This is a genomic window from Streptomyces sp. NPDC043685, assembly GCF_056436585.1.
Window position 1 is genome coordinate 631,933 of the sequence record NZ_JBWKCH010000003.1, and the last position, 24,767, is coordinate 656,699.

The 24,767-nt window shown below is 72.2% G+C and carries 21 protein-coding genes; 12 read left to right on the forward strand and 9 right to left on the reverse strand.

Annotated elements, in window-relative coordinates; translation table 11 throughout:
• Position 1 precedes the first annotated feature (1 nt).
• Together AC0665_RS12050 and AC0665_RS12055 are read right to left on the reverse strand one after the other, a co-directional pair.
• Positions 2 to 1,432 (reverse strand): amino acid permease, encoded by a 1,431-nt coding sequence (locus AC0665_RS12050; RefSeq protein ID WP_363116641.1) that lies wholly within the window; start codon positions 1,430 to 1,432, stop codon positions 2 to 4.
• Positions 1,433 to 1,542: 110 nt separating this feature from the next.
• On the reverse strand, positions 1,543 to 2,004 hold the full coding sequence (locus AC0665_RS12055; protein ID WP_478605789.1) for a universal stress protein: 462 nt from the start codon (positions 2,002 to 2,004) through the stop codon (positions 1,543 to 1,545).
• An 87-nt stretch (positions 2,005 to 2,091) separates the two neighbouring features.
• On the opposite strand from AC0665_RS12055, the gene lysX reads away from it, so the two are divergent.
• Both lysX and AC0665_RS12065 read left to right on the forward strand, forming a co-directional pair.
• The gene (lysX, locus tag AC0665_RS12060; protein ID WP_478605786.1) at positions 2,092 to 5,376 is read left to right on the forward strand and encodes a bifunctional lysylphosphatidylglycerol synthetase/lysine--tRNA ligase LysX; all 3,285 of its coding nucleotides are present in this window, start codon (positions 2,092 to 2,094) and stop codon (positions 5,374 to 5,376) included.
• 89 nt (positions 5,377 to 5,465) lie between these two features.
• Complete coding sequence (locus AC0665_RS12065) at positions 5,466 to 6,305, forward strand: polysaccharide deacetylase family protein (RefSeq protein ID WP_468632719.1); 840 nt, start codon at positions 5,466 to 5,468, stop codon at positions 6,303 to 6,305.
• Positions 6,306 to 6,345: 40 nt separating this feature from the next.
• On the opposite strand, the gene AC0665_RS12070 is transcribed toward AC0665_RS12065, so the two are convergent.
• Positions 6,346 to 7,014: a class F sortase gene (locus AC0665_RS12070; protein ID WP_468404302.1), complete on the reverse strand. Its 669-nt coding sequence runs from the start codon at positions 7,012 to 7,014 to the stop codon at positions 6,346 to 6,348.
• Between the two features lie 360 nt (positions 7,015 to 7,374).
• Between AC0665_RS12070 and AC0665_RS12075 the strand changes: the two genes are divergently transcribed.
• Positions 7,375 to 8,004 (forward strand): hypothetical protein, encoded by a 630-nt coding sequence (locus tag AC0665_RS12075; protein WP_478704930.1) that lies wholly within the window; start codon positions 7,375 to 7,377, stop codon positions 8,002 to 8,004.
• Positions 8,005 to 8,153: 149 nt separating this feature from the next.
• Here the strand turns inward: AC0665_RS12075 and AC0665_RS12080 are convergent, their stop codons facing one another.
• The 3 genes from AC0665_RS12080 to AC0665_RS12090 all read right to left on the reverse strand — a co-directional run bounded on the left by AC0665_RS12080 (position 8,154) and on the right by AC0665_RS12090 (position 9,833).
• Positions 8,154 to 8,687, reverse strand: coding sequence for a hypothetical protein (locus tag AC0665_RS12080; protein ID WP_478605779.1), 534 nt, complete (start codon positions 8,685 to 8,687; stop codon positions 8,154 to 8,156).
• Positions 8,688 to 8,912: 225 nt separating this feature from the next.
• On the reverse strand, positions 8,913 to 9,677 hold the full coding sequence (locus AC0665_RS12085) for a bestrophin-like domain (protein WP_468404306.1): 765 nt from the start codon (positions 9,675 to 9,677) through the stop codon (positions 8,913 to 8,915).
• A gap of 24 nt (positions 9,678 to 9,701) precedes the next feature.
• The gene (locus AC0665_RS12090; RefSeq protein ID WP_468404308.1) at positions 9,702 to 9,833 is read right to left on the reverse strand and encodes a hypothetical protein; all 132 of its coding nucleotides are present in this window, start codon (positions 9,831 to 9,833) and stop codon (positions 9,702 to 9,704) included.
• Positions 9,834 to 10,621: 788 nt separating this feature from the next.
• Here AC0665_RS12090 and AC0665_RS12095 point away from each other — a divergent pair.
• The 3 genes from AC0665_RS12095 (at position 10,622) to AC0665_RS12105 (ending at position 14,881) form a co-directional block, all read left to right on the forward strand.
• Positions 10,622 to 11,596 (forward strand): SCO0930 family lipoprotein, encoded by a 975-nt coding sequence (locus AC0665_RS12095; RefSeq protein WP_468404310.1) that lies wholly within the window; start codon positions 10,622 to 10,624, stop codon positions 11,594 to 11,596.
• 331 nt (positions 11,597 to 11,927) lie between these two features.
• Entirely contained in the window at positions 11,928 to 12,740 is an 813-nt protein-coding gene (locus AC0665_RS12100) for an SAM-dependent methyltransferase (protein ID WP_478704931.1), read from the forward strand.
• Complete coding sequence (locus AC0665_RS12105; protein WP_468404314.1) at positions 12,737 to 14,881, forward strand: putative bifunctional diguanylate cyclase/phosphodiesterase; 2,145 nt, start codon at positions 12,737 to 12,739, stop codon at positions 14,879 to 14,881. Before AC0665_RS12100 ends, AC0665_RS12105 begins: the two co-directional genes overlap by 4 nt.
• Positions 14,882 to 14,909: 28 nt before the next feature.
• Here AC0665_RS12105 and AC0665_RS12110 read toward each other — a convergent pair whose 3' ends face one another.
• Positions 14,910 to 15,524, reverse strand: coding sequence for a TetR/AcrR family transcriptional regulator (locus AC0665_RS12110; protein WP_478508722.1), 615 nt, complete (start codon positions 15,522 to 15,524; stop codon positions 14,910 to 14,912).
• Positions 15,525 to 15,623: 99 nt separating this feature from the next.
• On the opposite strand from AC0665_RS12110, the gene AC0665_RS12115 reads away from it, so the two are divergent.
• Positions 15,624 to 16,229 carry a peroxiredoxin-like family protein gene (locus tag AC0665_RS12115; RefSeq protein WP_478704932.1) on the forward strand — a complete coding sequence of 202 codons (606 nt, stop codon included), beginning with the start codon at positions 15,624 to 15,626 and terminating at the stop codon, positions 16,227 to 16,229.
• 8 nt (positions 16,230 to 16,237) lie between these two features.
• On the opposite strand, the gene AC0665_RS12120 is transcribed toward AC0665_RS12115, so the two are convergent.
• Positions 16,238 to 17,122: a LysR family transcriptional regulator gene (locus AC0665_RS12120; RefSeq protein ID WP_478605770.1), complete on the reverse strand. Its 885-nt coding sequence runs from the start codon at positions 17,120 to 17,122 to the stop codon at positions 16,238 to 16,240.
• An 83-nt stretch (positions 17,123 to 17,205) separates the two neighbouring features.
• Here AC0665_RS12120 and AC0665_RS12125 point away from each other — a divergent pair, with 83 nt between their 5' ends.
• The 5 genes from AC0665_RS12125 (at position 17,206) to AC0665_RS12145 (ending at position 22,413) form a co-directional block, all read left to right on the forward strand.
• Positions 17,206 to 17,910: a succinate dehydrogenase gene (locus tag AC0665_RS12125; RefSeq protein ID WP_468404322.1), complete on the forward strand. Its 705-nt coding sequence runs from the start codon at positions 17,206 to 17,208 to the stop codon at positions 17,908 to 17,910.
• A gap of 1 nt (position 17,911) precedes the next feature.
• Positions 17,912 to 19,861 carry a fumarate reductase/succinate dehydrogenase flavoprotein subunit gene (locus AC0665_RS12130; protein ID WP_468404324.1) on the forward strand — a complete coding sequence of 650 codons (1,950 nt, stop codon included), beginning with the start codon at positions 17,912 to 17,914 and terminating at the stop codon, positions 19,859 to 19,861.
• Positions 19,858 to 20,604, forward strand: coding sequence for a succinate dehydrogenase/fumarate reductase iron-sulfur subunit (locus AC0665_RS12135; RefSeq protein ID WP_468404325.1), 747 nt, complete (start codon positions 19,858 to 19,860; stop codon positions 20,602 to 20,604). The genes AC0665_RS12130 and AC0665_RS12135 overlap by 4 nt, the downstream gene beginning before the upstream one ends.
• Positions 20,605 to 20,830: 226 nt before the next feature.
• Positions 20,831 to 21,598 carry a GNAT family N-acyltransferase gene (locus tag AC0665_RS12140; RefSeq protein ID WP_366049615.1) on the forward strand — a complete coding sequence of 256 codons (768 nt, stop codon included), beginning with the start codon at positions 20,831 to 20,833 and terminating at the stop codon, positions 21,596 to 21,598.
• Positions 21,598 to 22,413, forward strand: a complete 816-nt coding sequence (locus AC0665_RS12145; RefSeq protein ID WP_478605768.1) for a lysophospholipid acyltransferase family protein — start codon at positions 21,598 to 21,600, stop codon at positions 22,411 to 22,413. The genes AC0665_RS12140 and AC0665_RS12145 overlap by 1 nt, the downstream gene beginning before the upstream one ends.
• A gap of 5 nt (positions 22,414 to 22,418) precedes the next feature.
• On the opposite strand, the gene AC0665_RS12150 is transcribed toward AC0665_RS12145, so the two are convergent.
• Positions 22,419 to 24,764 (reverse strand): ATP-binding cassette domain-containing protein, encoded by a 2,346-nt coding sequence (locus AC0665_RS12150; RefSeq protein ID WP_478704933.1) that lies wholly within the window; start codon positions 24,762 to 24,764, stop codon positions 22,419 to 22,421.
• Positions 24,765 to 24,767: the final 3 nt, after the last annotated feature.

Here is a 24,767-nt window from a genome sequence, read left to right on the forward strand (position 1 = left end):
CCTACGTCCGCTCCGGCGTCCCGCGCCGCGCCAACTCCGAACGGCGGTACGAATAGGCGAAGTAGACCACCAGCCCCAGGACGAACCAGACGGCGAACCGCACCCAGGTCTGCCACTGCAGGAACGTGATCAGCCAGATCGAGAACACGACGCCCACCGCGGGCACCACCGGCATCCACGGCGTACGGAACGTGCGCGGCAGCTCCGGCCGGCGGTACCGCAGCACGACCACCGCCGTGCACACCACCACGAACGCCAGCAGGATGCCGATGTTGGTCAGCTCGGCCGCCTCGCCGATCGGCAGGAACCCGGCGATGGCGGCCGACGCCACCCCGACGATCCAGGTGACCCGCGTCGGGACATGCCGCGTCGGGTGGGTCTTCGCGAACCACTTGGGCAGCAGTCCGTCCCGGGACATCGAGAACCACACCCGGGTCACGCCCAGCATGAAGGTGAACATCACCGTGAGGATGCCGATGATCGCACCCACCGCGATGACGTCCGCGAGCCCGCTCAGCCCCACCGACTTGAACGCCGTCGAGAAGCCGCTCTCCTTGTCGATGTCCTTGTAGTTCTGCATGCCCGTCAGCACCAGGCAGGCCGCCACGTACAGCACCATCGAGATGACGAGCGAGTAGATGATCGCCTTCGGCATGTGCCGCTGCGCGTCCTTGGACTCCTCGGCCGCCGTCGACATGGCGTCGTAGCCGAACACCGCGAAGAACACCGTCGCCGCGCCCGTGAACGCCCCGCCCACGCCGTAGGGGAAGAAGGGGTTGTAGTTCGCCGTGTCGATGTGGAACACGCCCACGCCGATCACCAGCAGCACCACCAGGACCTTCAGGACCACCACGACCGTCTCGAACCGGGCCGCGTTCTTGATGCCGAGGTTCAGCAGGTAGGCGGTGAGCAGACACAGCAGCGCGGCGAACAGGTCGACCCGGTGGCCGTCTCCGGTGCCCGGGGCGCCCAGCATCCAGGCCGGCAGATCGGCGCCCATCTCGCCGACCAGGAAGCTGAAGTAGCCGGAGATGCCGATCGCGACCACCGCCACGATCGCCGTGTACTCCAGCAGCAGGTCCCAGCCGATGAACCAGCCCGCGAGCTCGCCGAGCACCGCGTAGCCGTAGGTGTAGGCCGAGCCGGCCTTCGGGATGAGCCCGGCGAACTCGGCGTAGGACAGGGCCGCGGCGGCGCTCGCGACGCCCGCGATGAGGAAGGAGAGGAGCACGGCGGGGCCCGCCGTGCCGTTGGCGACGGTTCCCGCGAGCGTGAAGATGCCCGCGCCGATGATGCCGCCGACGCCGATCGCGGTCAGCTGCCACAGCCCCAGCGACCGCTCCAGCCCACCGCCCTCGCCGGCTTCCGTCTCGTCGATCTGCTCGATGGGTTTGCGGCGGAGAATCCCCTCACCCATCCGGATCCCGGCCATGCGCCTCACCTCTTCACGAGTGGCAAACGGCTGACGGCGGATCATGATGGCTCACGCGACCGCCCGACGGAAGACACCACGCATGGATCGGATAAAACGCCCGTTCCGGTCTACGGCACCACCGTCACCGGCCACCGGCCGGCCTTCACCAGACGGACCGCCACCGAGCCGACGATGCGGTGGCCCGCCTGCTCCGAGGCGCCCACGACCACCGCGTCCGCCCTGAGTTCGTCGGCCGCCGTCACCAGGCCGTTGTACGGGTCGCCGCGCAACGTGTGGAACTCCCAGCGGACCTCGAACATCCCCTTGAGCCGCTCGGCGGCGTCCCGGATCTGCGCCACCAGGTCCTCGGCGGTCTCGTCGGTCGTCTCCACCACCGGCGCCCCCAGCGCCGCACCCGCCGCCAGCACCGGCTGCACGTAGACCACGGCCAGCAGCGCGCCCTGCCGCCGGGCCAGACCCGCGGCGTAGGCCGCGGCGCGCCACGAGGAGTCGGAGCCGTCCACCCCGACCACGATCACCTTCGGCCCGTCCGTGCCCCGCTCGAACCGGGAGGAGTGCTGTTCCGTCACGCCGCGAGGCTATCGGAACCCCGTGGCCGGGCCGCCGGGCGGGCGCTCGACGGGCGAGGAGGCCCGGCGGTTCCTACAGTCGAAAGCATGAGCGTCATCGCGGACACCGGGACGGCCGAGGACACCGAAGGCCCGATACGGCCGCCCCATCGGGCGCACGGCGTGCTGAGCCGTGTGCCCGAGGGCTTCGCGATCTTCTTCGGGGCACTGGGCCTGCTCTGCGCCCTGCTGGCCCTGATCCCCCCGCTGCGCACCGGCCTGCGCCCGCTCGTGCGCTTCCTGGACCTGCTGCTCGTCCCGGTCAGCGCCAACCTCGCCTACGCCGTCTTCCTGTTCCTGCTCGCCGCCGCGACCGGCGCCCGCAAGAAGATCGCCTGGTGGCTGGTCGTCGTCTACCTCGGCCTGCTGGTCCTCACCGACATCCTCGGCATGGCCGTCGGCGAGTTCGCCGAGTCCGTCCCCTCCTTCGTGGTGTGCGGCCTAGCCCTGATCCTGCTGATCTACGCCCGCAAGGAGTTCTACGCCGCCTCCCGCCGCGCCGCCGTACGCCGTGCCCTCGCCGTCCTGGTGGCCGGACTGGTCGTGGCGATCCTGGTCGGCTGGGCCCTGGTCGAGGCCTTCCCCGGCAGCCTGCCCAGCGCCCAACGCCTGGCGTGGGCCGCGAACCGGGTCTGCGGCGGCCTGGTCCCCGCCGGGAGCTTCGACGGCCGCCCGCCGCACGCCCTGTTCTTCCTGCTCGGCCTGTTCGGCGCCCTCGCCCTGCTGAACGCCGCCGCCACCCTCTTCCGCTCCCAGCGCCTCGAAGCCGCCCTGCACGACGACGAGGAGGCCCGCATCCGCGCCCTCCTCGCCCGCTACGGCGACCAGGACTCCCTCGGCTACTTCGCCACCCGCCGCGACAAGGCCGCCGTCTTCTCACCCAGCGGCAAGGCCGCCGTCACCTACCGCGTCGAGGCCGGGGTGTGCCTGGCCAGCGGCGACCCGGTCGGCGACCGGGAGGCCTGGCCGCACGCGATCGCCGCCTGGCAGGACGTGGCCCGCCGCCACGCCTGGGTCCCGGCCGTGATGGGCGCCTCCGAAGAGGGTGCCCGGGCCTTCGTCCGCTCCGGCCTCGGCGCGCTCCAGCTCGGCGACGAGGCCATCCTGCACGTCCTGGACTTCGACCTCGACGGCCGCGACATGCGCGTCACCCGCCAGGCCGTCAACCGCGTCCGCCGCCTCGGCGTCACCTGCCGGGTCCGCCGCCACTCCACCCTCTCCGAGGAGGAGATGCGGCAGCTCGTCGAGCGGGCCGACGCCTGGCGCGACACCGAGACCGAGCGCGGCTTCTCCATGGCCCTGGACCGCCTCGGCGACCCCGCGGACGGCGACTGCCTGCTCGCCGAGGCCCTCGACCCGGACGGCCGGCTCCTCGCCCTCCAGTCCTTCGTGCCCTGGGGCAGGGACGGCGTCTCCCTGGACCTGATGCGCCGTGACCGCACCGCCCCCAACGGCGTCATGGAGTTCATGGTCGCCGAACTGTGCGCCGTCGCCCCCAAGCTGGGCATACGCAAGGTCTCGCTGAACTTCGCCGTGTTCCGCTCCGTGTTCGAGGAAGGCGCCCGCATCGGGGCGGGACCGGTGCTGCGCCTGTGGCGCCGTCTGCTGCTGTTCTTCTCCAAGTGGTGGCAGCTGGAGGCCCTGTACCGCTCCAACGCCAAGTACCACCCCGAGTGGTACCCCCGCTTCCTCTGCTACGCGGAGGCCGCCTCCCTCGCCCGGGTCGGCCTCGCCTCCGGTATCGCCGAGGGTTTCGTCTCCGTACCGTCCCTGCGCAAACTCTGGGGAAAAGGGCACCCGAAGAGCGGGCAGCGGCCCGCCACCACGGCGGGCCTGCCGTCGTTGGCGGCGCTCGGCCTCGCCGGAGGGGACGGGACCGAGCCCGCCGACCCCCTCTCCGGCCTGTCCGACCAGGTCCGCGTCCGGCACCACAAGCTCGACCGGCTGCGCGCCGACGGCACCGACCCCTACCCGGTGGACATCCCGGCCCGCACCCACACCCTCGCCGAGGTCCGGCCGGGCGAGCAGGTCACCGTCGCCGGGCGGATCATGCTGGTCCGCGACTTCGGCGGCATCGTCTTCGCCGTCCTGCGCGACTGGTCCGGCGACCACCAGCTCGCCCTGACCCGCGACCGCTCCGGCCCCGCCCTGGAGCACTTCCGCGCCGACACCGACATCGGCGACCACATCACCGCCACCGGCCGTGCGGGCGTCAGCGACCAGGGCGAGCCGACCGTCTTCGTCACCTCCTGGCAGCTCACCGGCAAGTGCCTGCGCCCCCTGCCCGACAAACGCCGTGGCCTGGCCGACCCCGAGGCCAAGGTCCGCCGCCGCTACCTCGACCTGGTGGCGAGCCCCGACGCCCGCGAGGTGATCCGCGCCCGCTCCACCGCCGTCCAGGCGCTGCGCCAGGGCCTGCTGGAGCGCGGCTACCTCGAGGTCGAGACGCCGATGCTCCAGCAGATCCACGGCGGCGCCAACGCCCGCCCCTTCACCACCCACATCAACGCCTACGACCTCGACCTGTATCTGCGCATCGCCCCCGAGCTGTATCTGAAGCGGCTGTGCGTCGGCGGCATGGAGAAGGTCTTCGAACTCGGCCGGACCTTCCGCAACGAGGGCGTCTCCTACAAGCACAACCCCGAGTTCACGATGCTGGAGGCCTACCAGGCCTTCGCCGACTACGACGTGATGCTCGACCTCGTCCGCGAACTCGTCCAGGGCGCCGCCACCGCCGCCTTCGGCCGACCCGTCGCCCACAAGGACGGCACGCAGTACGACATCTCCGGCCGGTGGCCCGTCAAGACCGTCTACGGCGCCATCAGCGAGGCCCTCGGCGAGGAGATCCACCCCGGCACCGAACTGACCGCGCTGCTCCGGCTGTGCGACCGGGCCGGCGTGCCCTACACCGCCGACGACGCGCACGGCGACGTGGTCCTGGAGATGTACGAGCGGCTCGTCGAGGAGAAGACGCAGCTGCCCACCTTCTACAAGGACTTCCCGACCGACGTCTCCCCGCTGACCCGCCAGCACCGCACGGACCCGCGCCTGGCCGAACGCTGGGACCTCGTCGCCTTCGGCACCGAGCTCGGCACGGCCTACTCGGAACTGACCGACCCCGTCGAGCAGCGCCGCCGTCTCACCGCGCAGTCCCTGCTCGCCGCCGGGGGAGACCCCGAGGCGATGGAACTCGACGAGGACTTCCTCGACGCCCTCGAATACGCCATGCCCCCCACCGGCGGCCTCGGCATCGGCGTGGACCGGCTGGTCATGTTCCTCACCGGCCTGACGATCCGCGAGACCCTGCCCTTCCCCCTGGTGCGCCGCCGCTGACCCACCTGCGTACGCCGAACGAGTGAATGCGTGCCGCCACACCGGTGTTGCTCAGGTGCGTCGGCCACCCGCCGGGCGACTGATGAGTCATGAAGAAGGATCAGTTGCCCTCCCGGCTGCTCACCCGGCGCCGGGCGTTGATCGCGGGCGCCGGTGCCGTGGGAGCGGCCGCGACGGCAGGAGTGCTCACGGCGGTCACCGGGGACGGCCCTGCCGACCCGGCCGCGGGCCCGCAGGCCCACCGCCCCGCCACGTCCTCCGCGTACCGCCTCCAGCCCATCACCGGCTACGGCCCGCCGCACGCCGCGCCCCGCCGGACCCTGGTACGCCGCGAACCGCTGCTGCGCGTCTCCGGCCGCGGCCGCACCATGGTGCTGACCTTCGACGACGGGCCCGACCCCCGCTACACCCCGGACATCCTGGACACCCTGGCCGAGTACGACGTGCGCGCGATGTTCTTCGTGTGCGGCGAGATGGCCGTCGGCAACAAGAACCTGCTGGCCCGGATGGCCGACGAGGGCCATGTCGTGGGGAACCACACCTGGTCCCACCCGTTGCTCACCCGGCTCACCCGCCGGCAGATCCGCTCCGAGATGGAACGCACCTGCGACGTCATCGAGGACGCCTACGGGGAGCGCCCCGAGTGGTTCCGCGCCCCCTACGGAACCTGGAACCGCGCCGCCCTCCAACTGGGCGCCGACCTCGGCATGGAACCGCTCTCCTGGACCGTCGACACCCTCGACTGGACCACCCCCGGGGTCCGGTCCATCACCGACCGGGTCGAACACGGGGCCGCCCCCGGCGTCGTGGTGCTCTCGCACGACGCCGGGGGCGACCGCTCGCAGAGTGTGCGGGCCCTGCGGCGCTATCTGCCGGAACTGCTCGACTCCGGCTACCGCGTCACCGTGCCCCGGCGGCACTACGCGTGAGGGGCGCCACCGGGGCCCTCGCCCGCCCGGCCGGGAACGCTCAGCGCACCTCGGTCAGACGGGCGAAGGCGACGACGTTCCCCGCGTAGCCCTCCTGCTGGGAGAAACCGCCCCCGCAGGTGATGACCCGCAGTTCCGGCGCGCCCTTGGACGCGTAGACCCGGTCGCCGGGGAAGTTGTCCTTCTCGAACACCTCGACACCGTAGATCTCGAACACGGCCGTCTTCCCGTCCTGCCGGGCCACCTCGACGCGATTGCCCTTCTTCAACGCCCCGAGCCCGTAGAACACGGCGGGGCCCTGCTGGTTGTCGACGTGGCCCACCACGACCGCGGTGCCCTTCTCCCCAGGCGTGACGGCACCGGTGAACCAGCCGGCCAGGTTGGGGTCCTCCGGCGGCGGCGCGCCGACCCAGCCGTCCGCGTCCAGGCCCACCGGGATGATCGGCGCGTCGACCTGGATCGCCGGGATCATGACCCGGTCCGGAAGCGCGTAGGGCAAGGGGCGCACGGACCCGGCGAAGGTGGCGGCGGGCACCCGGCTGTCGGCCGCGGCCGCCGTCGCCGGTTGCGGCGGGCCCTCGTCGAACTCTCCCGAACCGTTCCGGATGAGCGCCAGGCCGGTCAGCAGAACCAGCGCTATCACGCCCCACGGGGCCCGCTTCTTCGGCCGCGCCTCCTCTTCGGCCTCGGCCAGCTCGGACGCAGACATTCGCCATCCCCTCTCGACGCGGCCGTCGCCGGTCAATCGCGCATACCAGCAAGCTAAGTGGCTTGCGGGAAACCGGCGACGGGGCGGGTGCGAACGGGTGGACCGGGGCCGGGCGAGGCGTGCCGCGGGCCGCCGGGGACCTGAGGTGCGCCATCCGAGTTGCCACCCCGAGGAATTTTCTGACGGTCCGTGACCTGCGGCGTTACCCGATCGCGCGGTTTCCCCGCAGCACCCCCGCTCACCAGGACGGACCATTCCCGACATGCGATACAGGGCACGGCAACTGACTGTCTTTCTGGGAGGCGCTTTCTCGCCGATCGACCGGGGACGGGTCCCGGGGCGTCTTCCGCGGAGGTTCACATGCGTAACACTCGTGCCCTGGCGGTCGCAGGCGCAGCGGTCGCCGCCGTTGGCCTCTCCGCCCCCGCGGCCCTCGCGTGGGACACGCCCAGCAACATCGTCGCCCTGCCCGGCGTGATCGCCCGCGGCGGCCAGCTGACCATCACGGTCGACGGCTGCCGCAACGGCGGCACGGCCACTTCCAACGCGTTCGCGCCGACCCGGCTGTCGCCCACCCACCACGCGGGCAAGGGCAACGAGGGCGACCGGAGCGGCGTCGGCAACGATGCCGGCCGGGGCACCGGCGGCAACGAGGGCGGCCGGGGCAACGGCGACAACGAGGGCGGCCGGGGCAATGGCGGTAACGAGGGCGGCCGGGACAACGGCGGCAACGAGACCGCGCGGGGCACCGCCATCATCAACAGCAACGCCCGCCCCGGCTCGTACGACATCACGGTCACCTGCAACGGCAGGACCCTGACCAAGCCGCAGGCCTTCACCGTCATCGGCGGGGTCCGCGGCGGCATCGGCGGCAGCAGCACCACCGGTGCGACCCCGACGGACATGGCCATCGGCGGCGGTCTGGTGGCCGCGGCGGTCGTCGGCGGCGGGGTGTTCTGGATGCGCCGCCGGGCCGAGCGGCACATCTGACGCGGCAACCCGCGCCACTGCTCCGACACGTCCTCGCCTCGCACGTGGACGGTCTTCGCCCCGGCTCCCCTCTCAAGGGGGGCCGGGGCGAAGGCATGCGGCCCGGCGTGCAGGCGGCCCGGCGTCCATCCACGCGGCCGGCGTCCTCGTCAGCCGGCGTCCTCGTCGGTGCGGCGCCGCGAGAAGCGGTAGGCGACGCCGAGCGACCCGGCGATCAGTGCGGCGCCGAGGCCGATCTCCTTGAGGTCGAAACCGGCGACGGTACCGCCCTCACCGGCGTGCACCCCCTTGTGCGGATGGTGGGGGTGATGGGTGGGGCGGTGCGTGGGGTGATGCGTCGGGTGGCCGCCCGCGATCGTCAGGCGTGCCACCCCGCTCGACCTGCCGCATTCGAACTCCACGTCGTAGACGGCGCCGGGTTCGGCGTCCCAGTCGACGACGGCCGGGGCCCAGGTCTCGTGCGGCGCGATGGTGACCATGTCGAAGACCGCCGAGTTGACGACGGCCTCGCCCCGGCACGCCCGGTTGCGCTCCACGCGCAGGGCCACCTCGCCGCCCGGCCTGATGGTGGAGGGCGCGACGCTGAAGATGAAGTCGTTACGCATCGCCGCGTCGGCGGGCACGCAGGAGGTGAGGGCGCCGGCGCCCAGCAGTACGGCCGAAGCGAGGCCTATCGCGCGCATGGTGAATCCTCCGGGTCCCCGAGGAGCAGTCGCGGACCTGTTCCGCTCACGTCACAAATGCACCTCGATGCCCGAAACGCTAGAAAGGCGCACACGAGGGCGCGATCGCAGTAGCGCGAATGGGGCACGGGTGTGGGCCGCCCGGGGGAACGCCGCCCACGCGGCCGGGGGACGGCGACGGTGTGTCGCGCGCCCCCCGGCCGGGATCCGTGCTGGGGACCGCCGTCAGTCCCCGGCGCCCGGGAAGAGGTTCAGGAACGGGTCCGCCGACGCGGTCACGCCCCGGCTGTAGGGCGAGTCGAAGTCCCAGATGAGGAACAGCAGGAAGGCGATCAGGGCCGAGAACAGCCCGGCGAGGATCAGTTCGCGGGTCGTCCTGCGGATCTGGAGAACGAAGATCATCCCGATGGTGACGACGGCCCCCGCGATCAGCCCGAACCACACCACGCCCGGCATGGTCTCCCCGGTCGACTCCGCCCGGGCGATCCGGGCCTGGTTCGCCGCTGTCACCTGGTCCAGCAGCGGCTGGTAGGCCTGGGCCTCGAAGTCCGTCGCCGGCTCGTAGTCGGTCACGTCCTGGCGGATCCGCTCGAAGAGCTCGGTGCCGCGCTCGGTCATCTCGCCCTTGTCGGCCATGGAGTCCCACTCGGTGGTGACGACGTGGCTCACATAGGCGTGGATGTCGGCCCGGATGCGGTCGCGCTCGTCGGCCGGGTAGACCCGCACCCGCTCCGAGATCTCGTGCAGTGCGGTGGCCTCGGCCTGGACGTGGTCCTGGGCGGCGCTGCGCCCCTCCCAGACGCCGGCGATCGCCAGGCCCAGGACGATGGCGTAGACCACGCCGATCCACATCGTCATGTACTCGATGACGTCCGGGGTCTCACTGGGGTCTTCGTCCTCGGCCGCCGTGCGGTGACGCAGGAAGGTGATGACGACCACCACGGCGCAGGCGGCCAGCATCGCGAGGGTGAGAACAAGCCATTCCGGCAAGGGGTACCTCCAGGGCTTCAGGGATCAGCGCGCGCGCAGCGCGGCGACGGCCACCACCGCGGGCACCGTGACGAGCAGGACGAAGGTGAGCGGCGACATCGGGCCGTCGGCGGTCCGTGGCCGCGGTGACGTCGCGCGGTACCGCGGGTAGTGCACGGGCGCCGCGGACGGACCCGGTGCGGGCGTGGCCGGCGGAGCCGGTGCCGGTGCGGGGGGCGCGGGCGGAGGTGGGGGCGGCACGGGCCGCGGAGCGGGCCGGTGCGGGGGCGGAGCCGGGCGTGGCGCGGGTGGCGGCGGGGGCGGAGGCTCGGGCTCGGCCGGGGGTGCCGGTCTCGGCGGTGGGGGAGGGGGCTTCGGCGCGGGCGGCGGGTCCGGTGTCGGCTTCGGCGGGGGTGTCGGCTTCGGCGGCGGAGGCGTCGGGGTCGGGGGCGGGGTCGGGGTCGGGGTCGGCGTGGGGGTCGGAGTCGGGGGTGGGCACGGCGGCTTGGTCGGCCAGGTCTTCCTGCTTCCGGCGTACGCCACCGCCTCGGTGCCGTCCGGCCCCGTCGAGGCGTACGCGCAGGCGTCGGCCACCGCCACGCCGGCCGGTGCGCCGACGAGCACCCAGGTCAGCGTCGCCACCGCCAAGGCCCGTGCGGCAAGGGCGGGTTGGGTCGAAAGGGGTCCATGCACGACGAAGATCATGAACCTTCTGCCGCCAGGACGTGCCGGGGCGCAAGGGCATTGCCCCGAAAGAGGGATCTTCGGGTGTCACCGGTTTGATCGGCGGTAGCCCGCAGGGGGTCTTGCGTGTACGCCTGTGCGACGACGTGCGGCGCCCGTGACGGGTCCCGGAAAGAAATTCGGCCGACGATTGAACGCCACCGGGGTCCCCATGCGTACTCATGGCCGTGCGGCGGCGCAGCAGGGCGCTGCAACACCCTTGCGATTATGGGGAGTTGACGATGAAGACCTCCTGGCGGAGCGCCTCACTCGTGGCGAGCGCCGCGGCGGTCCTGGCGCTGACGACGGCGTGCGGTCAGGACAGCCCACCGGCGGCCAGCCAGAACGTGGGCGCGACGGCCGCGGCCGGGGACTACGGGAGCATCGGCGCGGGCAGCGGGACGGGTGGCACCACCGCGACCGGCCAGCCGGCCGCGCCGAGCCCCTCCAGTCCGTCCAGCCCCGCGGGCAAGCTGTCCGTCTCCACGGCCGAGAAGGTCGGCAAGGTGGTCACCGACAGCCTCGGCCTCACCCTGTACCGGTTCGACCAGGACACGGCCGAGCCGCCCAAGACGAACTGCGACGGCGACTGCGCCAAGACCTGGCCGCCGGTCCCGGCCGACGACGCCGAGGCCGGCGAGGGCATCGACAAGGCGCTGCTCGGTACCGTCACCCGGGCCGACGGCACCAAGCAGCTCACGGTCGGCGGCTGGCCCGCCTACCGTTACGCCAAGGACGTCAACGCGGGTGACGTCAAGGGCCAGGGCGTGGGCGGCAAGTGGTACGCGCTCGCCCCCGACGGCAAGAAGGCGCAGGGCGGCGGGGCCGACGCCGGTGGCGAAGTGGTCCAGGCCGGGCTGTCCACCCGCAAGGACCCCAAGCTCGGCGAGATCGTCGTCGACAAGAACGGCATGACCGTCTACCGGTTCAAGAAGGACGAGGCCTGGCCGAAGCCGGTCTCCAACTGCAGCGGAGCGTGCCTGGAGAAGTGGCCGCTGGTGGAGCCCGTCGACTTCGCCGACACCAAGGGCATCCAGAAGAAGGGCTACATGACCTTCGAGCGGACCGACGGCCAGGGCGAGCAGCAGACCATCAACTGCTCGCCCATCTACACCTTCGCCGGTGACAAGGCTCCCGGTGACATCAACGGGCAGGGCGTCGGCGGCACTTGGTACGCCGTGCGGCCCGACGGGAAGCTGGTCGGCGCCTCGGAGTAGCGAGGAGACCTCCCCAGGGCTGATGCCCGCCCATCCGAAGCGCAGACCCGGTCCGCCCCTCCGTGCCCCACGGAGGGGCGGACCGCTGTGCGTGCCTTCACCCGAACCCCTCGACCCCCTGACATCCCTCCTCTTCCGGACCGGAACTCTCCGCATCACCCCGGACACTGATCGTCATATGTTCGAGGGGCATGCGGAGGGGTATCAATTCGGCACGTGCCGCAGGCAGTGACCGGGAACGGATGGTCAATTTCCGTTTCGGGTCGCTCCATTGGCGGGCGATCAGTAGCCTCTGCTCGAACACCGGATCGCCTACGCCTTGGAGAGATAGATGGAGCGTCCCGCCTGGGCCCCACGGAGCATCGACATCTCGGTGCCCAGCGTCTCCCGGATGTACGACTACTACCTGGGCGGATCGCACAACTTCGAGGTGGACCGGGAAGCGGCCCGCAGGGCCATGGAGTTCCTGCCGGGACTCCCCAAGATCATGCAGGCGAACCGCGCGTTCATGCGCCGCGCCGTGCGCTACGCGGCCGGACAGGGCATCTCCCAGTTCCTCGACGTCGGTTCCGGCATTCCCACCTTCGGCAATGTGCACGAGGTGGCCCAGGCCGCCCGCCCCGGTGCGCGCGTGGTGTACGTCGACCACGACCCGGTGGCCGTGGCGCACAGCGAGGCGGTCCTGGAGGGCAACGCGGACGCGGGTGTCGTCGCCGCTGACCTGCGCAAGCCCCAGGAGATCCTGCACAGCCCCGAGGTGGAGCGGCTGATCGACCTGAATCAGCCAGTGGCGCTGCTCCTCGTTGCCATACTGCACTTCGTGGAAGACGAGGACGACCCGTACGGGGCGGTGGCGGAGCTGGGCGCGGCGCTCCCGCCGGGCAGCCTGCTCGTGCTCACCCACGCCTCCTACGAGGGGATCCCCCTGCCGCCGGAGCGGGCCGGGGGCGCGGTGGACGTGTACGAGGACATCCGCAACCCGCTGATCATGCGCTCGCGCGAGGAGATCGCGCGGTTCTTCGAGGGGTACGACATGGTGGAACCCGGACTGGTGCCGCCGCCGCTCTGGCGGCCCGACACCGCACCGGAGGACGAGGATCCGTACGCGTTCTCGGGGTTCGCCGGCGTGGGGCGTACGGCGTGATCGCGGAGCCGGACGGGCCGGAGGACAGACTGCGCCGCTTCGCGACGATCTGGAGCCGGGCCGTCTTCCCGGTGACCTCGACGTCGTCGACCCGCCCCGAGTTCGAGGCCCAACTGCTGCCCCTGGCACGTCGCTTGAGTGAGGCGCTGCTGGCCCGGACGTTCGACTCCGACGCGGCCCGGACGGTCGGCGCCGCCCTCGTGGACGTGCACTGCACCGACCCGGAGGCGCTCAGCCGCACCCTGGACTGCGTCGACGCCTACCTCGTGCTGTACTGCGGCGGCGACGGCGACCAGGAGGGCCTGCGGGCCCGGTGCGCACGCCTCCAGCACGCGATGGCCGCCGGTTTCGCCCGGGCGCTGCGCGAGCGGACCCTGGCCGAGCAGGAGGCCATCGCCCGGGCCGCGCTCCAGGCGCAGGGCGTGGTGGCGCAGGCCCTGCACGCGAGTGAGGCGCGGTTCCGCGCCGTCTTCGAGGGCGCGGCCATAGGCATCGGCATGGCCGACCTCGAAGGCAACATACTGCAGGTCAACGGGGCCCTGCTGCGCATGTTCGGGGTGTCCGAGCAGAGCCTGCGCAGCCGCAACGTCCGGGAGTGGACGCACCCCGACGACGCTCCGCAGACCTGGCGGCTCTACGACGAACTCGTGCGGGGCGAGCGGGAGCACTACCACCTGGAGAAGGCGTTCTACCGCCCGGACGGCACCGTCCTGTGGACCAATCTGACCGTCTCCCTGCTGCGGGACGCCGACGGCGATCCGCAGTACCAGCTCGCCCTGATGGAGGACACCACCGAGCGGCGGCTGCTCAACCTCCGGCTGCGCTACGAGGCCACGCACGACGCCCTGACCGGGCTGCCCAACCGCACCTTCTTCTTCGAGCGCCTGGAGAAGGCCCTGGGCGCCGGGGAAGGCCAGCGGTTCGGGCTGTGCTACCTGGACCTCGACGGCTTCAAGACCGTCAACGACAGCCTCGGCCACGCGGCCGGCGACCGGCTGCTGGTGGAGGTCGCCGACCGGCTCCAGTCCTGCGCCACCGCGCCCGGCGAGATGGTCGCGCGGCTCGGCGGTGACGAGTTCGTGGCACTGACCACCGGGCCCGACACCCAGCGCGAGGTCGACGAACTCGCCGGCCGCATCATGAACGCGCTGCTCGCGCCGATCAGTGTCGACGGCCGCGAGCTGACCGTGCGCGGCAGCATCGGCATCGTCGAGGGCCCGGCCGGGGAGCGCAGCCCGGCGGAGGTGCTGCGCAGCGCGGACATCACCATGTACCGGGCCAAGTCGGCGGGCGGCAATCGCTTCGAACTCGCCGATCCGGAGGCGGACGCCCGCGTCATCACGCGTCACGGCCTGACCACGGCGCTGCCGACGGCGCTGGAGCGGGGCGAGTTCTTCATCGAGTACCAGCCGCTGGTGCATCTCGGGGACGGCAGCGTCCGGGGCGCCGAGGCCCTGGTGCGCTGGCTGCATCCGCAGCACGGGGTGCTCGGGCCGGACCGGTTCATCCCGCTCGCGGAGCACACCGGGCTCATCGTGCCGCTGGGGCGCTGGGTGCTGGAGCAGTCGGTGCGCCAGGCCCGCGAATGGCGCGAACTGCAGGGCGGCGTCGAGGCGGTGGGGCCGCTGCGGATCAACGTGAACCTGTCGCCGTGCCAGTTGACGCACCCCGGCCTCGTCCAGGACACGGTCGACATCCTGGAGCGGACCGGAGTCGCGCCCGACGCGCTGTGCCTCGAGGTCACGGAGTCGGCGCTGATCGGTGCCGACGACGACCTGCTGAAGCCGCTGCGGCGGCTGGCGGAGATGGGCGTCGACATCGCCCTGGACGACTTCGGGACGGGCTACTCCAACCTCGCCAATCTGCGCCGGCTGCCCGTCAGCGTCCTGAAGCTGGACCGGTCCTTCACTCAGAGCATGCAGCAGTTCCCCGCGGACCCGGTCGACCTGAAGATCGTCGAGGGGATCGTCTCGCTGGCGCACAGCCTGGACCTGGCCGTGACCGTGGAGGGCGTGGAGACGGGAGCCCAGGCCGAGCAACTGCGCGTACTCGGCTGCGACACGGCGCAGGGCTGGTACTACGCGAGGCCCGGCCCGCCCGAGCGCCTGCACGAACTGGCCCTGGTGGACGCCACCGGCTGACGCCCCGGGGCCGCCGCGCGCGACCGGGTCAGGTGCCCAACCCGCGCAGCAGCAGCGCGAGACCGCCCAGGAACTCCCGGTCGGAACTGACCTTCCGGGCGTGCCGGGCGGTCTCGGTCATGTGGGGGAAGGCGTCGGGCGGCAGCTCGGAGATGGCGACCGTGCCCTCGCCGGACAGGGGCCCGAGGTGCTCCAACTGGATGGCGCCGATGACGTAGCCCAGCAGGCCCCGCAGTGCGACCACCCGCCGGTCGCCGTCGAACCCGGCCTCCGTGAGCACGCCGAGCACGGACTCCGACCAGCGCAGCCCCGCGAGGGACCGGTGCCGGTGGGTGACCGTCAGGGGCACGGTCTCCGGATGGGCCGCCATGGCGTCGCGCAGCCGTCGCACCAGCACCTCGATCCGTTCGTGCCAGTGCGTCCCCGCGTCGGGGGCTTCGGTGTCCACGCTCTCCAGCACGAGGTCGACGACGAGTCTCTCCAGCTCTTCGCGGTCGTCCACGTACCGGTAGAGCGCCATGGTGCTCATGCCGAGTTCCTTCGCGACCGAGCGCATGGAAAGACCGGCGAGCCCGTCGCGGTCGATCACCGCGAGGGCGGCCGAGGCCAGTCGGGCGTGGCTGAGTGAGCGGGGGCGAGGCATGACGCCCATCAGCGTACGTCATACGCCTACCTTGTCAGGTGTACGGGATGCGCTTACGCTCCGTAGGAGTACATCGTACGCCTACGAAGGGATGTCTCCATGCTGACGCCTATGCCCGCACGGCCGTTACGGCCCGGTTCCACCGTCACCGCGCGCCGGCTCGCCACCGTCTCGGGCGATCCCGTGGGTGTTCCCGACCCGGAGCGCCTGGTGCACCTCCAGTTCCGGCGGTTCGCCGGGTGCCCCGTGTGCCAGCTGCACCTGCGGTCGGTGGTCCGCCGGCACGCCGAGATCGAGGCCGCCGGGATCCGCGAGGTCGTGGTCTTCCACTCGCCGGCCCAGGAGTTGCTCCCGCACACCGCCGACCTGCCCTTCGCGGTCGTCGCCGATCCGGACAAGCGTCTGTACGTCGAGTTCGGCGTCGAGTCGGCTCCCCGGGCGCTGCTCAGTCCGCGCGCCTGGGGGCCGGTCGTCGGGGCGGTGCTGCGCAGCGGATGGGAGGTGCTCCGCGGCCGCGAGCGACTTCCCGCGGCCAGCCAGCCCGGTGGCAGGCTCGGTCTGCCGGCCGACTTCCTGATCGGCCCCGACGGCCGGGTCCTCGCGGCCAAGTACGGTGACCACGTCTACGACCAGTGGCCCGTCGACGAGCTCCTGCGGCTCGCGTCCTCTCCCTGGCCGGCCCCCGGCCACCTCCCGGCGCGGTAGGGGGCCCCTCACCGCTCCAGCAGCATCCGCTGCAACTCCCGGGCGGCCCGGGGCGGAGCCACGTCACTGCGATGCGCCAGCGCGATCGTGCGATGCAGGCCCGGTCCGGCCAGCGGTGTGACCCGCAGGCCGGACCCCGACCGCGCCGCGACCATCCGGGGCACCACGGCCAGCCCGAGCCCGGCCCGCACGAACCCCAGCACCGCGTCCATCTCCCCGCCCTCCACCGCGAAGTCGGGTTCGAAGCCCTCGGCCCGGCACGCCGCCACCGTCAGCTCCCGCAGGTCGTACCCGTGCCGGAACATCACCAGCCGCTCACCCTCCAGGTCGGCGACGCGCACGGTGCGCCGCCCCCTGCCGGGACGCGGGGCATCCGGCGAGGAGACCACGACGAGGTCCTCCCGCAGCAGCTCCACCGTGGTCAGCGCCGGTGCCGGTGTCGGCAGGGGCAGCACCACCAGCGCCAGGTCCAGCGCGCCGCGCGCCAGCTCCCGCACCAGATCGTGCGAGCCGCCCTCCTCGATCAAAAGCCGGATCCCGGGGTAGCGGTCGTGGAAGGCGCGCAGCACGTCCGGCAGCAGACCGGTGCACAGGCTGGGCGTCGCCCCCAGCCGCACCCGCCCGCTGCGCAGCTGCGCCAGTTCCTGCACCTCGTGCCGGGCCGTGTCCGCGTCGGCCAGGATGCGCCGGGCCAGGGGGAGCAGCGCCTCCCCGGCGTCCGTGAGCGTGATGTTGCCCCGGGCGCGCAGGAACAGATCCGCCCCCAGCTCCCGCTCCAGCGCCTTGATCTGCTGCGACAGCGACGGCTGCGCGACGTGGACCAGATCGGCGGCCCGGGTGAAGTGCCGGGTCTCGGCGACGGCGACGAAGTACTGGAGCTGCTGGAACTGCATCCTCCCACGATAGCCCCAGCCTATGGAATCAAGCCGGACCATGTCTTGGACCGATCAGTCGCGGGTCCGTAGCGTGCTGTTCCATGGCTCTGGCAACGCGGACGGACCGGCGGCCGTCCTTCGCACGCACCGTGTGGGACTCCACCGTCGGCAAGAAGACCGTGATGGCGGTCAGCGGTCTGATCATGCTGCTGTACCTGGTCGTCCACATGATCGGAAACCTGAAGATCTTCTTCGGGGCGGGCGAGTTCAACCACTACGCGCACTGGCTGCGCACCGTCGGCGAGCCGTTCATGCACTACGAGTGGACGCTCTGGCTGGTCCGCGTCGTGCTCGTGGCCGCCGTGGTCGCGCACGCGGTCTCCGCCTACCAGCTCAGCCGCCGCGACATCAAGGCGCGGCCCAGCAAGTACGTGCACAAGAAGCCCCGTACCTCCTACGCCACGCGCACCATGCGCTGGGGCGGGATCATCCTCGGCCTGTTCATCGTCTGGCACCTCCTCGACCTGACGACCGGCACCGTGCACCCCGGCTTCGAGGCGGGCCGCCCGTACCAGAACGTCGTGGACACCTTCTCCACCTGGTACGGCAACGTCGTCTACATCGTCGCGATGCTCGCGCTCGGCCTGCACGTGCGGCACGGCTTCTGGAGCGCCGCCCAGACCCTCGGCGCCGGCAGCCGCACCCGCGACCGCGCCCTGAAGACCGTCGCGAACGTCCTCGCGTTGCTGCTCACGGCCGGCTTCATCGCCGTACCCGTGGCCGTCATGACCGGAGTGGTGAGCTGACATGACCTCTTACACGGACTACGTCACCGGCGAGCCGGTCACCGACACCAAGGCCCCCTCCGGGCCGGTCCACGAGCGCTGGGACAAGCGCCGCTTCGAGGCCAGGCTGGTCAACCCCGCCAACCGGCGCAAGCACACGGTGATCGTGGTGGGCACCGGACTCGCGGGCGGCTCCGCCGGTGCCACCCTCGCCGAACAGGGCTACCACGTCGTCCAGTTCTGCTACCAGGACTCGCCCCGCCGGGCCCACTCGATCGCCGCGCAGGGCGGCATCAACGCGGCCAAGAACTACCGCAACGACGGCGACTCCGTGCACCGCCTGTTCTACGACACCGTCAAGGGCGGCGACTTCCGCGCCCGCGAGTCCAACGTCCACCGCCTCGCGCAGATCTCCGTCGAGATCATCGACCAGTGCGTGGCCCAGGGCGTGCCCTTCGCGCGGGAGTACGGCGGTCTGCTCGACACCCGCTCCTTCGGCGGTGTGCAGGTCTCCCGCACGTTCTACGCCCGCGGCCAGACGGGCCAGCAGCTCCTGCTGGGCGCGTACCAGGCGCTGTCGAGGCAGATCGCCGCCGGGAACGTCGAGATGCACCCGCGCACCGAGATGCTCGACCTGATCGTCGTCGACGGGCGGGCGCGCGGCATCGTCGCCCGGGACCTGATCACCGGGAAGATCGACACCTATTTCGCGGACGCCGTCGTCCTGGCCTCCGGCGGCTACGGCAACGTCTTCTACCTGTCGACGAACGCCATGAACTCCAACGCCACCGCCATCTGGCGGGCCCACCGGCGCGGCGCCCTGTTCGCCAACCCCTGCTTCACCCAGATCCACCCCACCTGCATCCCGCGCACCGGCGACCACCAGTCCAAGCTGACGCTGATGAGCGAGTCGCTGCGCAACGACGGCCGCATCTGGGTGCCGAAGGCGAAGGGCGACAACCGGCCCCCGGGCGAGATCCCCGAGGACGAGCGCGACTACTACCTGGAGCGCGTCTACCCGTCCTTCGGCAACCTCGTCCCGCGCGACATCGCCTCCCGGGCCGCGAAGAACGTCTGCGACGAGGGCAGGGGAGTGGGACCCGGCGGGCAGGGCGTCTACCTCGACTTCGCCGACGCCATCCGCCGGATGGGACGAGCGGCCGTGGAAGCCAAGTACGGCAACCTCTTCGACATGTACCAGCGGATCACCGACGAGGATCCGTACGAGGTGCCGATGCGGATCTACCCCGCCGTGCACTACACGATGGGCGGGCTGTGGGTCGACTACGACCTCCAGACCACGATCCCCGGGCTGTTCGCCATCGGTGAGGCCAACTTCTCCGACCACGGCGCCAACCGGCTCGGCGCCTCCGCGCTGATGCAGGGACTCGCGGACGGCTACTTCGTCCTCCCCGCGACCATCAACGACTACCTGGCCCGCACCCCGCACCCCGAGGCGGTGAGCGACGAACACCCCGTCGTCCAGGAGGTGCTGGCCGACACCCAGGACCGGCTCAACCTGCTGCTGTCCGTCGACGGCGACCGCACCCCCGACTCCTTCCACCGCGAGGTCGGCGAACTCATGTGGGAGTTCTGCGGTATGGCCCGCACCGACGCGGGGCTGCGCAAGGCACTGGAGCGCATCCCGCAGATCCGGGAGGAGTTCTGGCGGCGCATCAAGGTGCCCGGCACCGGCGAGGAGTTCAACCAGTCGCTGGAGAAGGCCAACCGCATCGTCGACTACCTGGAGCTCGCCGAGCTGATGTGCCTCGACGCGCTGCACCGCGAGGAGTCCTGCGGCGGCCACTTCCGCGAGGAGTCCCAGACACCCGACGGCGAAGCCGCGCGCAGGGACGAGGAGTTCGCGTACGCGGCCGCCTGGGAGTTCACCGGCACCGGCGAGGCTCCCGTCCTGCACAAGGAAGACCTGGTCTTCGAGTACGTCCACCCCACCCAGCGGAGCTACGCATGAAGCTCACCCTGCGCGTCTGGCGGCAGAAGAACGCCCGAGCAGACGGCACGATGTCCACGTACGAGGTGGACGGGATCTCGCCCGACATGTCCTTCCTCGAGATGCTCGACACCCTCAACGAGGAGCTCATCGTCAAGGGCGAGGACCCCGTCGCCTTCGACCACGACTGCCGTGAGGGCATCTGCGGGGCGTGCTCGCTCGTCATCAACGGCGACGCGCACGGGCCCGAGCGGACCACCACCTGCCAGCTGCACATGAGGTCGTTCGAGGACGGCGACACGATCGACGTCGAGCCGTGGCGGGCGTCGGCGTTCCCGGTGATCAAGGACCTGGTCGTGGACCGGTCGGCGTTCGACCGGATCATCCAGGCCGGCGGATACATCACCGCGCCGACCGGCTCGGCCCCCGAGGCGCACGCCACGCCCGTGCCCAAGCCCGACGCCGACCTCGCCTTCGAGCACGCCGAGTGCATCGGATGCGGGGCGTGTGTGGCGGCCTGCCCCAACGGCGCCGCGATGCTGTTCACCTCGGCCAAGATCAACCATCTGAACGTGCTGCCGCAGGGGGCGCCCGAGCGGGAGACACGGGTGCTGGACATGGTGGAGCAGATGGACGCGGAGGGGTTCGGGGGGTGCACGCTCGCGGGTGAGTGCGCCACCGCCTGCCCGAAGGGCATCCCGTTGATGTCCATCACGAGCATGAACAAGGAGTGGCTGCGGGCGGCGCGGAAGGTGAAACGGTAGCGGCGTAGAGGGCTCCGGTGCCGCGGCGGTCGCGGGTGCGTCGTGGCGGATCGCGCGGTTCCCCGCGTCCATGGGCGCGAGCCGTTCAGCAACCCCACATCCGTTCTCTCCGTGCATGACACGCGACGGTCAGCCGGCGTCGGGAGAACAGGGACCCGAGGACCGCACGACACCGCTCAGCGCCCTGCCCCGCCGCACCGAACCGGCCCGTGACCAGGAGAGAGCCATGACCGGCGTACTGACCGTCGACCGCCCCGCGCAGCCCACGGCCCCCACCCGCTACACCGTCGCCCTCGCCCGGAACGAGGAGGACGTGCGGGCCGCCCAGCGGCTGCGGCACGACGTCTTCGCCGGGGAGATGGGGGCCGCGCTGTCCGGCCCGCAGCCGGGCCTCGACGCCGACGCCTTCGACGCGTACTGCGACCACCTGCTCGTCCGCGAGGAGACGACCGGCCAGGTCGTCGGCACCTACCGGCTGCTGCCGCCGGAGCGCGCGGCGGTCGCCGGACGGCTGTACTCCGAGGGCGAGTTCGACCTGACCTCGCTCGACGGGATCCGGCCCCGGCTCGTCGAGGTCGGCCGCTCCTGCGTGCACCCCGACCACCGCGACGGTGCGGTCATCAGCCTCATCTGGGCCGGCATCGCCCGCTACATGGTCGAGCGCGGCCACGAGTGGCTCGCAGGCTGCTGCTCCATCCCGCTCGGCGACGGCGGCACCCTCGCGTCGGCCACCTGGGACCGGGTGAGCGGCAGGCACCTCGCCCCGGCGGAGTTCCGGGTCCGGCCCCTGCTGCCGTGGACCCCGGGCCCCCCGCCCGCCGCCCGCGTCGAACTGCCCGCCCTGCTGCGCGGCTATCTGCGCCTGGGCGCCTGGGTCTGCGGGGAACCGGCCCACGACCCGGACTTCGGCGTCGCCGACCTGTACGTGCTGCTGCCGATGAGCCGCGTCAACGCACGCTATCTGCGGCACTTCCTCTCCCTCGTGCCGGCCTGATGAGCGCCTGGCTGCCCACCGCGCCCTGCACACCGCGCTCCTGTGTCGAGACTCCGGAGACCGTGCGGGCGCGGGCCGTGCCCCGGGCCGTGCTGCGGCTGGCCGCGGTCCTGCTGCTGCTTCTCGCGGGGATCGCGCTGACGCCCCTCGGCCCCCGGATACCGCGGTCCCTGATCCGGCGGTGGTGCCGGTGGATCGTACGGGCCGCAGGGGTCCGGGTCCGCTTCACCGGTGCCGCCGCCCCCACGGGCGGATTGCTGCTGGTCGCCAACCACATCTCCTGGCTGGACGTCCCGCTACTGGCCGCTGTACGCCCCGCGCGGATGCTGGCCAAGGCCGAGGTGCGGCACTGGCCCGTCGTCGGTGCGCTGGCCGCGCGCGGCGGAACCCTGTTCATCGACCGGGACCGGCTGCGGGCCCTGCCGGACACGGTCGCCCGGATCGCCGGGGCGCTGCGCGGGGGCGCCGCGGTCGCGGCCTTCCCCGAGGGCAGCACCTGGTGCGGCCGGGCCCAGGGCACCTTCCGCCGGGCCGTCTTCCAGGCGGCGCTGGACGCGGGGGTGCCGGTCCAGCCGGTGCGCATCGGCTACCGGACCGGTGGCACGACGGCCACCACGGTCCCCGCGTACGTGGGCGAGGACACCCTCGTGGCCTCCGTGTGGCGGGTGGTGACGGCCCGCGGGCTCGTCGCCACGGTCGAGGTCCCGGATGCCATCCGCCCGGGCAGCAGCCCCGACCGCCGCTCGCTCGCCCGCTCGGCGCAGCCGCGGCAGACGGCTGCGCCGGCCTGGGCGCACACCGTGCTCGTGGCGTAGCCCTCTCAGCGGGAGCCGGTGAGGGCGCGCGCCAGATACGGAGCCGTCCGGCTCCGCGCCGCGCGCGCCACGTCCGCGGGCGGCCCCGCCGCCACGATCCGTCCGCCCTCGTCACCGCCGCCCGGCCCCAGATCGATCACCCAGTCCGCGCGCGCCACGACCGACATGTCGTGCTCGACGACGATCACCGTGTGGCCCGCGTCGACGAGGCCGTGCAACTGCCGCATCAGGACGTCGACGTCGGCCGGGTGGAGACCGGTCGTGGGCTCGTCGAGGAGGTAGAGGGTGTGGCCGCGCCGACCGCGTTGCAGTTCGCTCGCCAGCTTGATGCGCTGGGCCTCCCCGCCGGAGAGCTCCGTCGCGGGCTGGCCGAGGCGCAGGTAGCCCAGACCCACGTCGAGCAGGGCGCCGAGGCTGCGCGCCACGGCCGGGGTGTCCGCGAAGAACTCCGCCGCGCTCTCCACCGTCAGATCCAGCACCTGCGCGATGGTCCGGCCCCGGTACGCCACCTCCAGGGTCTCCGGGTTGTAGCGGGCCCCTCCGCAGTCCGGGCAGGGCGCGTACGTGCTGGGCAGGAACAGCAGCTCCACGCTGACGAACCCCTCGCCCTGGCAGGTCTCACAGCGACCGCCCGCCACGTTGAAGGAGAACCGCCCGACCCCGTAACCGCGTGCACGGGCCCCCTCGGTGGCCGCGAACACCTTGCGTACGACGTCGAACAGGCCCGTGTAGGTGGCGAGGTTCGAGCGCGGGGTGCGCCCGATCGGCTTCTGGTCGACCGAGACCAGCCGGCCCACCCCAGGTGTGTCCTGCGTGATCTCGCCGATGAGCGTGGACTTGCCCGAACCCGACACCCCCGTGACCGCGGTGAACACCCCGAGCGGGAACGCGGCGGTCACCCCGCGCAGGTTGTGCCGGGAGACCGGGCCGGTCTTCAGCCACCCGGCCGCCTCGCGCACCGCCCGGGCCGGCACGGGGGAGCGGTCGAACAGGTAGCGCGCCGTCGCCGACTCCTCGACGCCCGCCAGGCCGGCCACCGGGCCGCTGTGCAGCACCCGGCCCCCGTGCTCGCCCGCGTCCGGCCCCACGTCCACCAGCCAGTCCGCGCCGCGCATCACGTCCAGGTGGTGCTCCACAACGAACACCGAGTTCCCGGACGCCTTCAGCCGCTCCAGCACCGTGAGCAGCGCCTCGGTGTCCGCCGGATGCAGTCCGGCCGACGGCTCGTCCAGGACGTAGACGACGCCGAACAGGCCGGATCGCAGCTGCGTGGCCAGGCGCAGGCGCTGGAGCTCGCCCGCCGACAGGGTGGGGGTGGGGCGGTCGAGACTGAGGTAGCCGAGCCCCAGCTCGACGACCGGCGCGATGCGCGACCTCAGGTCGTCGGTGAGCACCCGGGCGGCCTCGGACCGCGCGTCGAGACCGCCCGCCAACTCCACCAGCGGCACCGCCGCCAGCTCGGCGATGGTCCGGCCGCCGAAGGTCACCGCCAGCGCCTCGGGACGCAGCCGGCTGCCCCCGCACGCGGGGCAGGGCGCGCTGGTCAGGAACCGCTCGGCCTTCGCCCGCAGGGCCGGGCTCTTCGAGTCCGAGAACGTCTTCATCACATACCGGTGGGCGCTCATGTACGTGCCCTGGTACGGCCGCTGGATGCGGTCGGCGTCCCGCACCGGGTGCACGGTGACGACCGGCTGCTCGTCCGTGAACAGGATCCACTCCCGCTCGCCGGGGGGCAGCTCGCGCCAGGGCCGGTCCACGTCGTGGCCGAGCGCGTCGAGGATGTCCCGCAGGTTCTTGCCCTGCCAGGCACCCGGCCACGCGGCGATCGCGCCGTCGCGGATCGACAGCGACGGGTCCGGCACCAGCAGCTCCTCGCTCGTACGGTGCACCCGCCCGAGCCCGTGGCACTCCGGGCAGGCACCCACCGCCGTGTTGGGCGAGAAGGAGTCGGAGTCGAGCCGCTCGGCGCCGGGCGGGTAGGTGCCGGCCCGGGAGAACAGCATCCGCAGTGAATTGGAGAGGTTGGTGACCGTCCCCACGGAGGAGCGCGAGGTGGGTGCCGCGCGGCGCTGCTGGAGCGAGACGGCCGGCGGCAGGCCGGTGATCTCCCCGACCTTCGGCGCGCCGATCTGGTGGATCAGCCGCCGCGCGTAGGGCGCGACCGACTCGAAGTAGCGGCGCTGCGCCTCCGCGTAGATCGTGCCGAACGCCAGCGACGACTTGCCCGAGCCGGAGACGCCGGTGAACACGGCCAGGACGTCCCGGGGGATGTCGACGTCGACGCCCCGGAGGTTGTGCTCGCGGGCTCCGCGCACGCGGACGAACGGGTCATGGGGGTCGCGGTCGTGCATGGG

What these genes read in the sequence shown, in the direction of transcription:
- lysX (WP_478605786.1), top strand. Translation starts at nt 2,092, where the DNA reads ATGAGCGTCATCGCGGACACCGGGACGGCCGAGGACACCGAAGGCCCG.
- AC0665_RS12080 (WP_478605779.1), bottom strand. Translation starts at nt 8,687, where the DNA reads ATGCGCGCGATAGGCCTCGCTTCGGCCGTACTGCTGGGCGCCGGCGCC.
- AC0665_RS12050 (WP_363116641.1), bottom strand. Translation starts at nt 1,432, where the DNA reads ATGGCCGGGATCCGGATGGGTGAGGGGATTCTCCGCCGCAAACCCATC.
- AC0665_RS12130 (WP_468404324.1), top strand. Translation starts at nt 17,912, where the DNA reads ATGACCTCTTACACGGACTACGTCACCGGCGAGCCGGTCACCGACACC.
- AC0665_RS12110 (WP_478508722.1), bottom strand. Translation starts at nt 15,524, where the DNA reads ATGCCTCGCCCCCGCTCACTCAGCCACGCCCGACTGGCCTCGGCCGCC.
- AC0665_RS12135 (WP_468404325.1), top strand. Translation starts at nt 19,858, where the DNA reads ATGAAGCTCACCCTGCGCGTCTGGCGGCAGAAGAACGCCCGAGCAGAC.
- AC0665_RS12150 (WP_478704933.1), bottom strand. Translation starts at nt 24,764, where the DNA reads ATGCACGACCGCGACCCCCATGACCCGTTCGTCCGCGTGCGCGGAGCC.
- AC0665_RS12070 (WP_468404302.1), bottom strand. Translation starts at nt 7,014, where the DNA reads ATGTCTGCGTCCGAGCTGGCCGAGGCCGAAGAGGAGGCGCGGCCGAAG.
- AC0665_RS12100 (WP_478704931.1), top strand. Translation starts at nt 11,928, where the DNA reads ATGGAGCGTCCCGCCTGGGCCCCACGGAGCATCGACATCTCGGTGCCC.
- AC0665_RS12115 (WP_478704932.1), top strand. Translation starts at nt 15,624, where the DNA reads ATGCTGACGCCTATGCCCGCACGGCCGTTACGGCCCGGTTCCACCGTC.
- AC0665_RS12145 (WP_478605768.1), top strand. Translation starts at nt 21,598, where the DNA reads ATGAGCGCCTGGCTGCCCACCGCGCCCTGCACACCGCGCTCCTGTGTC.
- AC0665_RS12095 (WP_468404310.1), top strand. Translation starts at nt 10,622, where the DNA reads ATGAAGACCTCCTGGCGGAGCGCCTCACTCGTGGCGAGCGCCGCGGCG.
- AC0665_RS12125 (WP_468404322.1), top strand. Translation starts at nt 17,206, where the DNA reads ATGGCTCTGGCAACGCGGACGGACCGGCGGCCGTCCTTCGCACGCACC.
- AC0665_RS12075 (WP_478704930.1), top strand. Translation starts at nt 7,375, where the DNA reads ATGCGTAACACTCGTGCCCTGGCGGTCGCAGGCGCAGCGGTCGCCGCC.
- AC0665_RS12120 (WP_478605770.1), bottom strand. Translation starts at nt 17,122, where the DNA reads ATGCAGTTCCAGCAGCTCCAGTACTTCGTCGCCGTCGCCGAGACCCGG.
- AC0665_RS12065 (WP_468632719.1), top strand. Translation starts at nt 5,466, where the DNA reads ATGAAGAAGGATCAGTTGCCCTCCCGGCTGCTCACCCGGCGCCGGGCG.
- AC0665_RS12140 (WP_366049615.1), top strand. Translation starts at nt 20,831, where the DNA reads ATGACCGGCGTACTGACCGTCGACCGCCCCGCGCAGCCCACGGCCCCC.